Annotated in this window: 10 protein-coding genes; 3 read left to right on the top strand and 7 right to left on the bottom strand. The window is 72.1% G+C overall.

The window, feature by feature from the left end:
- The coding region (locus E1281_RS35175; protein ID WP_131884023.1) for an ABC transporter ATP-binding protein at nt 1-1,573 on the top strand (1,573 nt) is incomplete at its 5' end.
- A gap of 50 nt (nt 1,574-1,623) precedes the next feature.
- Here E1281_RS35175 and rpmF read toward each other — a convergent pair.
- From rpmF to rpmB, 3 genes are read right to left on the bottom strand one after another with little or no spacing between them, the layout of a single operon-like run.
- Complete coding sequence (rpmF, locus tag E1281_RS35170) at nt 1,624-1,788, bottom strand: 50S ribosomal protein L32 (protein ID WP_131884022.1); 165 nt, start codon at nt 1,786-1,788, stop codon at nt 1,624-1,626.
- An 8-nt stretch (nt 1,789-1,796) separates the two neighbouring features.
- Nucleotides 1,797-2,102, bottom strand: a complete 306-nt coding sequence (rpsN, locus tag E1281_RS35165; protein WP_131884021.1) for a 30S ribosomal protein S14 — start codon at nt 2,100-2,102, stop codon at nt 1,797-1,799.
- Nucleotides 2,102-2,338, bottom strand: coding sequence for a 50S ribosomal protein L28 (gene rpmB / locus E1281_RS35160; RefSeq protein ID WP_131884020.1), 237 nt, complete (start codon nt 2,336-2,338; stop codon nt 2,102-2,104). The genes rpsN and rpmB overlap by 1 nt, the downstream gene beginning before the upstream one ends.
- Before the next feature lie 73 nt (nt 2,339-2,411).
- Between rpmB and E1281_RS35155 the strand changes: the two genes are divergently transcribed.
- A complete protein-coding gene (locus E1281_RS35155) occupies nt 2,412-3,563 on the top strand; it encodes a GTP-binding protein (protein WP_131884019.1) in 1,152 nt (383 codons plus the stop codon).
- Between the two features lie 33 nt (nt 3,564-3,596).
- On the opposite strand, the gene E1281_RS35150 is transcribed toward E1281_RS35155, so the two are convergent.
- Nucleotides 3,597-4,049, bottom strand: a complete 453-nt coding sequence (locus E1281_RS35150) for a Fur family transcriptional regulator (protein WP_131884018.1) — start codon at nt 4,047-4,049, stop codon at nt 3,597-3,599.
- Between the two features lie 55 nt (nt 4,050-4,104).
- Nucleotides 4,105-4,314 (bottom strand): hypothetical protein, encoded by a 210-nt coding sequence (locus E1281_RS35145; RefSeq protein WP_131884017.1) that lies wholly within the window; start codon nt 4,312-4,314, stop codon nt 4,105-4,107.
- Between the two features lie 463 nt (nt 4,315-4,777).
- Between E1281_RS35145 and E1281_RS35140 the strand changes: the two genes are divergently transcribed.
- Nucleotides 4,778-5,182, top strand: a complete 405-nt coding sequence (locus E1281_RS35140; RefSeq protein WP_131884016.1) for a hypothetical protein — start codon at nt 4,778-4,780, stop codon at nt 5,180-5,182.
- On the opposite strand, the gene lexA is transcribed toward E1281_RS35140, so the two are convergent.
- Entirely contained in the window at nt 5,162-5,821 is a 660-nt protein-coding gene (lexA, locus tag E1281_RS35135; RefSeq protein WP_131884015.1) for a transcriptional repressor LexA, read from the bottom strand. The genes E1281_RS35140 and lexA overlap by 21 nt on opposite strands.
- A gap of 31 nt (nt 5,822-5,852) precedes the next feature.
- Entirely contained in the window at nt 5,853-6,893 is a 1,041-nt protein-coding gene (locus E1281_RS35130) for a DUF2330 domain-containing protein (protein ID WP_131884014.1), read from the bottom strand.
- Between the last annotated feature and the right edge of the window lie 228 nt (nt 6,894-7,121).

Here is a 7,121-nt window from a genome sequence, read left to right as displayed (position 1 = left end):
CCTCCCCGCTATGATCGCGCTTGCCGTGGCGGCGGTCGCGTTCGTCGCCGTGCAGGCGGCCGCGCAGATGGTCGCGTTCCGGGTCGGCGGCGCCACCGCCCGCGCCCTGCACGAACGCCTCGGCGAGCACCTGGCCGACCTGCCTCTGGGCTGGTTCACCCCCGCCCGGCAGGCGGGCATCATCGACACCGGCACGACCGGCGTCCCGCAGCTCATGTCCTACCCGGCCATCCTGCTGCGTCCCGCGATCACCGCCCTCGTCACACCTCCGGCCGCCGCGCTCACCCTCGCCCTGCTGGACTGGCGCTTCACGATCACCGTGCTCGCCGCCACCGCCGTCGCGGCGGCCGCCGGCCGCTACAGCGGCGGGCTCGCCCGTGCCGTCGACGCCCGCCGCCACCGCACCACCGCCGAGGCGACGGACCGCGTGCTGGAATACGCGGACCGGCAGCCGCTCATCCGCACCGATCAGCGCCCCGGCGATTCCGAAGCCCTCGACCGGGCGCTCCACGACGTTCGCGCCGCGTCGCTGCGCTCGGCCGGTACCGTCATTCCTGGCCTCGTGCTGTTCGGCCTCACGCTCAACGCCCTCTTCGCCGCCCTCATCGCCGCCGGGGCGGGCTGGACGGCCGGCGCCACCCTGACCGCCCCCGTCTTCGTCGGCGTCCTCGTCGTCATCGCGCGCCTCACCGCGGTCGCCTCCGCCGGCGCGGATCTGGCCGCGGGGCTGCGCCTGCAACGCGGCGTCCTCACCCGGCTCGTGCAGATCATCGACACGCCTCCACTGCCCGTCATCGACGCATCACCCGAACCCGCCGCCTCGGACGGCGGGGATCCGGACGGCGGGGACATGGTCCGCGCGGAGCACGCCTCGTTCCGCTACGACGACCGGCCCGTGATCGAGGACGTGTCGTTCGCGCTGCCCCGCCGCGGGCTCACCGCGCTCGTCGGGCCCTCGGGCGCCGGGAAGACCACCCTCCTCCGGCTGCTCACCCGGTTCTGGGATGCCACCGGCGGGCGCATCGCCCTCGACGGCGCCGATCTCCGCGCCCTGCGACCGGAGGACCTCTACACACGCATCGGCACCGTGCTTCAGGACGACCACCTCCTCGACACCACCATCCGCGAGAACATCCGCATCGCGCGCCCCGACGCGCCTGACACCGACCTGGACGCCGCCGTCCGCGCCGCGGGCCTTGAGCGCACCATCGCCGGACTGCCCGACGGAATCGACAGCCCGGCCGGGCCCGGGGGAAGCCGCCTCTCGGGCGGTGAACGCCAGCGCGTCTGCGTCGCCCGCGCCCTGCTCAAGGCCGCGCCGCTCACCGTGATGGACGAGGCCACCTCGGCCCTCGACCCCGAGAACGCCCGTCTCATCGGCGAAGCCGCCCACCGCCTCGCCGCCGGCGGGAGCGTGCTCGTCATCGCCCACAACCTCGAAACCGTCCGCCGCGCCGACCAGATCCTCGTCCTCGACCACGGCCGCATCGTCCAGCGCGGCACCCACGACGGACTCGCCGCCGAAAACGGCCTGTACAACAAGCTCATCCTTGCCCAGGAGCCTCGCCTTTGAGGAGCCCTAGATCGGTTCCTGCGGTCGATGTAGGTCATGCCGTGCAGCGTTCAGGGGCGCAGCAGTCCGCGGCGGTAGGCGCTGACGAGGTGGCGTGGGACCAGGATCCGCCGGCCCTCGATGGTGAGGGGGACCAGGTCGGGCCTGGACGCCTTCCATTGGGCGCGGCGCTTGCGCGTGTTGCTGCGGGACTTCTTGCGCTTGGGGACGGCCATGGGGATCCTTACCAGCTCGACTTGGTGACGCCGGGGAGTTCGCCGCGGTGCGCCATGTCGCGGACCCGGATGCGGGACAGGCCGAACTTGCGCAGGTGCCCGCGCGGGCGTCCGTCGACGGCGTCGCGGTTGCGCACGCGGGTCGGGCTGGCGTCGCGCGGCTGGCGCCGCAGTTCGGCCGCGGCCGCCGCGCGGACCTCCTCGGCGGTGTGCGGGCTGCGGACGATCCGCTTGAGCTCGGCGCGGCGGGCGGCGTAGCGCGCGGCGGTGGCCTTGCGGCGCTCGTTGGCGGCGATCTTGCTCTTCTTGGCCATCAGATCTTCTCTCCTCGTGCGCGGATGCGGGCGACGGCGGCCTCGATGCCGATCTTGTCGATCGTCTTGATCGCGCGGGCGGACAGCCGCAGCCGCACGTACCGTCCCTCGCTGGGCAGCCAGTACCGCTTGTTCTGGATGTTCGGGTCGAACCGGCGCGAGGTGCGCCGGTGCGAGTGCGACACCGTCCTGCCGAAACCCGGCTGGGCTCCGGTGAGCTGGCAACGCCTGGACATCAACCACTCCCTTCTCTCCTCCGGCATGGCATGATAGCGATAATCGTTTTCATTCGTGAGAGAGGGGTCCTCGATGTCCGTTCCCGTCGTGCTGGTGGCCGGGCTGCACGGCGTCGCCCGCGCCGCCGTGGTCGACCGGCTGCTGCGCGAGCACCCCGGCGCCCTGGCGATCCACCACGACCTGCGCCAGGTCACCGGCGGCCTGGTGGTGCGCACCGTGCGGGACGCCGACGTGGTGCGCGAGCGGGTCGCCGTCCGGCTGAAGCACGGCTGCGTGAGCTGCACCGTCCGCCTCGACCTGATTCCCCAGCTGCTGCGGTACGCGGGCCGGGCCTCCCTGCTGGTGGTGGACCTGTGGGACACCGTGGAGCCCCGGTCGGTCGCCGAAGCGGTCGGCGACCCCGAGACGGCTCCCGGCCTCCGGCTCACCGGCGTGCTGACCGCACTGGACGCCGAGCTGATGCCCACCGACGTCTGCCGGGGCGAGCTGCTCTCCGAGATCGGAAAGCAGGCCGCCGCCGGTGACGAGCGCTACCTGGCCGAGGTGCTGGTCCACCAGATCGAGTACGCCACCGCGCTGGTCGTCCCGGACACCATGCCGGTCCCGCTGCCTCCGGCCGACGAGGACGACATCGAGCTGTGCCGCGAGGTGCTCGGCCATCTGGCCCCGATGACGCCGGCCGCCATGCCCGGGGAGCCGCTGCCGGCCGTGGACGGGCCGGGCCTGTGCGTCCACGAGCTGGCCGCGCGCGTCGACCCCGCCAGCGCGCAACTGCCCTGCACGGCACGCACCCCCGCGGTGGACACCGTGGTCTGGCATCGCACCCGGCCGCTGCATCCGGGACGGTTCTTCGAGGCCATGGACGACATCGCCACCCGGTCGGTGCGCAGCCGCGGGCGGTTCTGGCTGGCCAACCGCCCGGACCGGCTGCTGGCCTGGGACGCGGTCGCGGGCGTCGTCAGCGTCGAGGACACCGGCCCCTGGCTGGCCGCGCTCCCCGAACCGGCCCGGGGGACCGAACCGCCCGCGCGCCGCCTGGCCGCCTCCCTCGACTGGACACCCGAGCACGGCGACCGCGTCCAGCACCTGGTCCTCACCGGCCCCGGGCTCGACCACGACGAGATCCACGCCCTGCTGGACGCCTGCCTGCTGGCTCCCGGCGAACCGGCGACCGTGCTGGACGACCCCTTCGCCGACCTCCTCGACCTCGACGCCGCCGGCTGAACGAGCGGAGAGGCGGACGCGCGGCGGCGGGGGTCAGCCGCGTCGGCGGACGCAGGAGGGGCAGGTGCCGAAGATCTCCACGGTGTGGTCGATGTCGGTGAAACCGGCCTGTTCGGCGACGCGTTCCGCCCAGCGTTCGACCACGCCGCCCTCGACCTCGATGCTGGTGCCGCAGGAGCGGCAGGTCACGTGGTGGTGATGGCCGCTGCTCTCGCAGCGCCGGTAGAGGGTCTCGCCGCTCCGGTCCTGGATGGCGTCCACCGTGCCGTCCTGCCGGAGGGCCTGAAGGTGGCGGTAGACCGTGGCGAGCCCGATGCGCTCGCCGCGGCCTCGCAGCTCACCATGGATGTCCTGGGCGCTGCGGAACTCCGGGAGTTCGGCCAGGACCTGACCGATGATCGCTCCCTGCCGGGTCCCGCGAACGCGTGTTCCTCCGCCCGCCGGGGGCGTCCGCTGCGCGGAACCGCGAGATGGACCTGCCGTCATGATGCACGCCCCGTCCGATCGGAGTCGACTGAGTGGCTGACCTGCCCTGGATCAGTCACTGGCACGGTACCTTTACGACGCCGATCCCGTCGGTGAACTCCACCACCGCCGCGTTGATGCCTGCCAGGACCCTCCCGTACTCCTCCATCTTGGCCATGCCGCCGCTCATCATGCGCGCGTAGAGTTCGACGAGCACCAGCAGCGGCACCAGCATCGTCAGCGCGAGCCGCCAGTCCACGACGAGCAGGTACGCGTACACCACCACCGGTGTGACCGCCGCCGCCGTGATCGCCGTGTAGGAAGTGGGCGACCAGGTGATGCAGCGCCTTCACGACCTTCGGGGAGACGGGGCGCGCCTCCACGGCGTATCGCGCCTCGGTGTCCCGGTTCACGACCTTCTTTCTCGACTGGGCGGGCCCGATGATCCGTCCTCAGACGATCGCCCAGCAGGTGATCGGTCCGGTCGCCCTGCTCGTGGTGAACCTGGGGGTCGGAGCCCTGTTCGTCAGCCGCGGGTGGAGCGACGCGGTCGCGGTGCTGACTTTCGCGCTGGTCGGCCTGGGCCTGTCGGCCCCCATCACCGCGCTCATGGCCGACATCCAGGCGACGCACAGCACACCTGGCCGGACTTCCGCGGACCGTGGCGGGACCTGCTCCACCGGCACGCCACGGCCCTGTGGGACCTGCTCGCCGAGCATCCGGGCGCCGTCACCGAACTGTCCGGCATCATGTCGGCGCGCATGGTCGGCCTCTACGACGACCTCGCGACCGCCCTCACCGGTCACGGGTTCACGGCCTTCGACGCGGTCCTCGCCACCGACAGCGTCATCGACCTGGCCATCGACCACCGCCGTGGCGTCGAGAACCTCGCGTGCGCCACCGAAGGCGACGCCGACACCTCCCTCCACGACCAGATCAGCCGGCAATGGGCGCCCGAGCCCACGGACACCCGCGAGCGGCAAGCGATCCGCACGACGATGAGCCACGTGATCATGATGCCGCCGCGAGAATGGTTCGCACACAAGCTCGACCTCGTCCTCGACGGACTCACGACCCGCCACCGCCCCGGCCCGCAGCACGATGCACCGGTGCCGCGTCGACCGCGCCGCGCGTCAGACGTTGCGGACCACTGAGACGACGATGCCGAGCACGACGGCCTCGTCGCCGTCGATCACGTCGTAGGCGGGGTTGCGTGGTTCGAGCCGGACGTGGCCGTCGCGGCGCCGGTACACCTTCACGGTGGCCTCGTCGTCGATCATGGCGGCGACGATCTGGCCGGAGTGGGCCTCCTGCTGCCGGCGGACCACGACGATGTCGCCGTCGCAGATCGCGGCGTCGGTCATCGAGTCCCCGCGCACGCGCAGGCCGAAGACGGCGCCGCGCCCGGTGAGCTCGCGGGGGAGCATCAGCGTGTCGTCGGCGTGCTCCTCGGCCGTGATGGGCGTACCGGCGGCGATGTGCCCGACCACGGGGACGGTCACCGGGCCCTCGGAGGACTCCCGCGCCGGAGGCCGCAGGAACACGCGCGTGTCGACCGGTCGCGACATCGCGCTGCCGCGCCGCAGGAAACCCCCTTCCTCCAGGCTCGCCAGGTGCCGCGACACCGACGACGATGACCGCAGGCCGACGGCGTCGCCGATCTGGCGCGTGCTCGGCGCATACCCGTACCTGACCACCCAGTCTTGAATCACGGCCAGGATCCGCTGCTGGCGCGGGGGCAGAGCGGAGGCGTCCAGGTCGCCGAACGCATCAAGATCACTGTAGGTGGTCACCCACGGGATTCTAGGGGTGCGGCGGTGAGGATCACGCTCGGAGACGTACCAGTAGTACGACGCCCAGCGCCGCGGCCAGGGCGCCGGCCGCGAAAACGATCAGCCAGCCGGCAGGCATACCCAGGAATCGGACGACCTCCTCCCTGTGGACGACCTGCCGGTAGGGCTCGTTGCCCGCCGCGGTGAAGCGGTAGTCGTCGACGATCTCCTCGGGATCGATCCCGCCGTCGATGAGTTCGGTCATGAACAGGCCGTCCCCGAGGAGTTCCCGCAGTTCCGGGGAACGCACCTGCTCGGGCGCCACCTGTCCGGCGAAGGCCAGCCGCATCCTCGCCCCGGTCGACTGCTCCACGCGATGCTCGCCGAGCACGTAGAGATGCAGCCGCTGTGTCTCCTTCGCGAGGCGGGAGAGCCTCATCGGGTAGACGAGCTCGTCGGAGGAGAACGAGACGCGCAGGGGGGCGAGGTCGCCGTTGAGAGCGGCGCCGGAACTCGGCCGCAGCTTCACCGCGACGTACTTCCATCCCTGCTCGACGTACGGGCCGAGCGCCTGCTCAAGGTCGGGGCGCAGACGGTAGCCGTTCGCGGTGAGCCAGTCGGCCAGTGCGCCCGGGTCGCGGGCCTCGAGCGTCGCCACACGGAACGGTCCGAGGTCGCGCTCGCCGAGGACCCCGACGCTTCCGTCGCGCCCCGGAGCCGTGGCTCCGCCGGCCGCTCCCTCACCGCCGCCCAGGTCGGGGAACCAGACCTTCCGGGTGACCACGCGTGGTTCGGTGAGCGCGTCGAGCTGCTCGAACCAGCCGCGTTCGCCGAGCCGGACCGAAGCCTCGGACGGCGTGGGGAAGAGCCAGGCCGCGTCCGTCGCCGACGATTCGGCCGACAGCCTCATCACGATCTCCTCGGTACGCGCCGCCGCGTCGTAGCGGACGATCGACGTCTCCTCGGAGATCCGGACCGAGCTGTCGGCGATCACCGCTCCGCAGCCGCACGCCCATGCCGGTCGCGCCACGGCGAACGCCGACGAGGCGAGCAACAGTCCCAGCACGCTCGCCACACGCATGAAGGTACGCACCCGGTACTCCTCGCTCGTCGTCCCGAAGGGCTTTGACTGCCGGCACCGCAGCCCGGTTCCCGGCCTGGATCGAAACCCGGTGTCCGCTCGCCCGTTCCTTCCCACCCGCCAATTCCCGTCAGGCCGCGATCGGCCTGCGCGAACGCGTGGGGAGCGGTCCGGCGTCCGGGGCGGGGCGCCTAGATGATCGCCACGTCGTAGAGGATTCGTTTCATCGAGGGTTCGGGG

The sequence above is a fragment of the Actinomadura sp. KC345 genome (genome assembly GCF_004348515.1).
Taxonomy (GTDB): domain Bacteria; phylum Actinomycetota; class Actinomycetes; order Streptosporangiales; family Streptosporangiaceae; genus Spirillospora.
Note: the sequence above shows the minus strand (reverse complement) of the source record. Positions and strands in the feature narration are given on the sequence as shown.

Bases quoted from the DNA above. Each gene is read 5' to 3' on its own strand.
- E1281_RS35140 (WP_131884016.1), top strand. From the start codon at position 4,778: ATGTCGGCGCGCATGGTCGGCCTCTACGACGACCTCGCGACCGCCCTC.
- E1281_RS35150 (WP_131884018.1), bottom strand. From the start codon at position 4,049: ATGACGGCAGGTCCATCTCGCGGTTCCGCGCAGCGGACGCCCCCGGCG.
- rpsN (WP_131884021.1), bottom strand. From the start codon at position 2,102: ATGGCCAAGAAGAGCAAGATCGCCGCCAACGAGCGCCGCAAGGCCACC.
- rpmB (WP_131884020.1), bottom strand. From the start codon at position 2,338: ATGTCCAGGCGTTGCCAGCTCACCGGAGCCCAGCCGGGTTTCGGCAGG.
- E1281_RS35155 (WP_131884019.1), top strand. From the start codon at position 2,412: ATGTCCGTTCCCGTCGTGCTGGTGGCCGGGCTGCACGGCGTCGCCCGC.
- rpmF (WP_131884022.1), bottom strand. From the start codon at position 1,788: ATGGCCGTCCCCAAGCGCAAGAAGTCCCGCAGCAACACGCGCAAGCGC.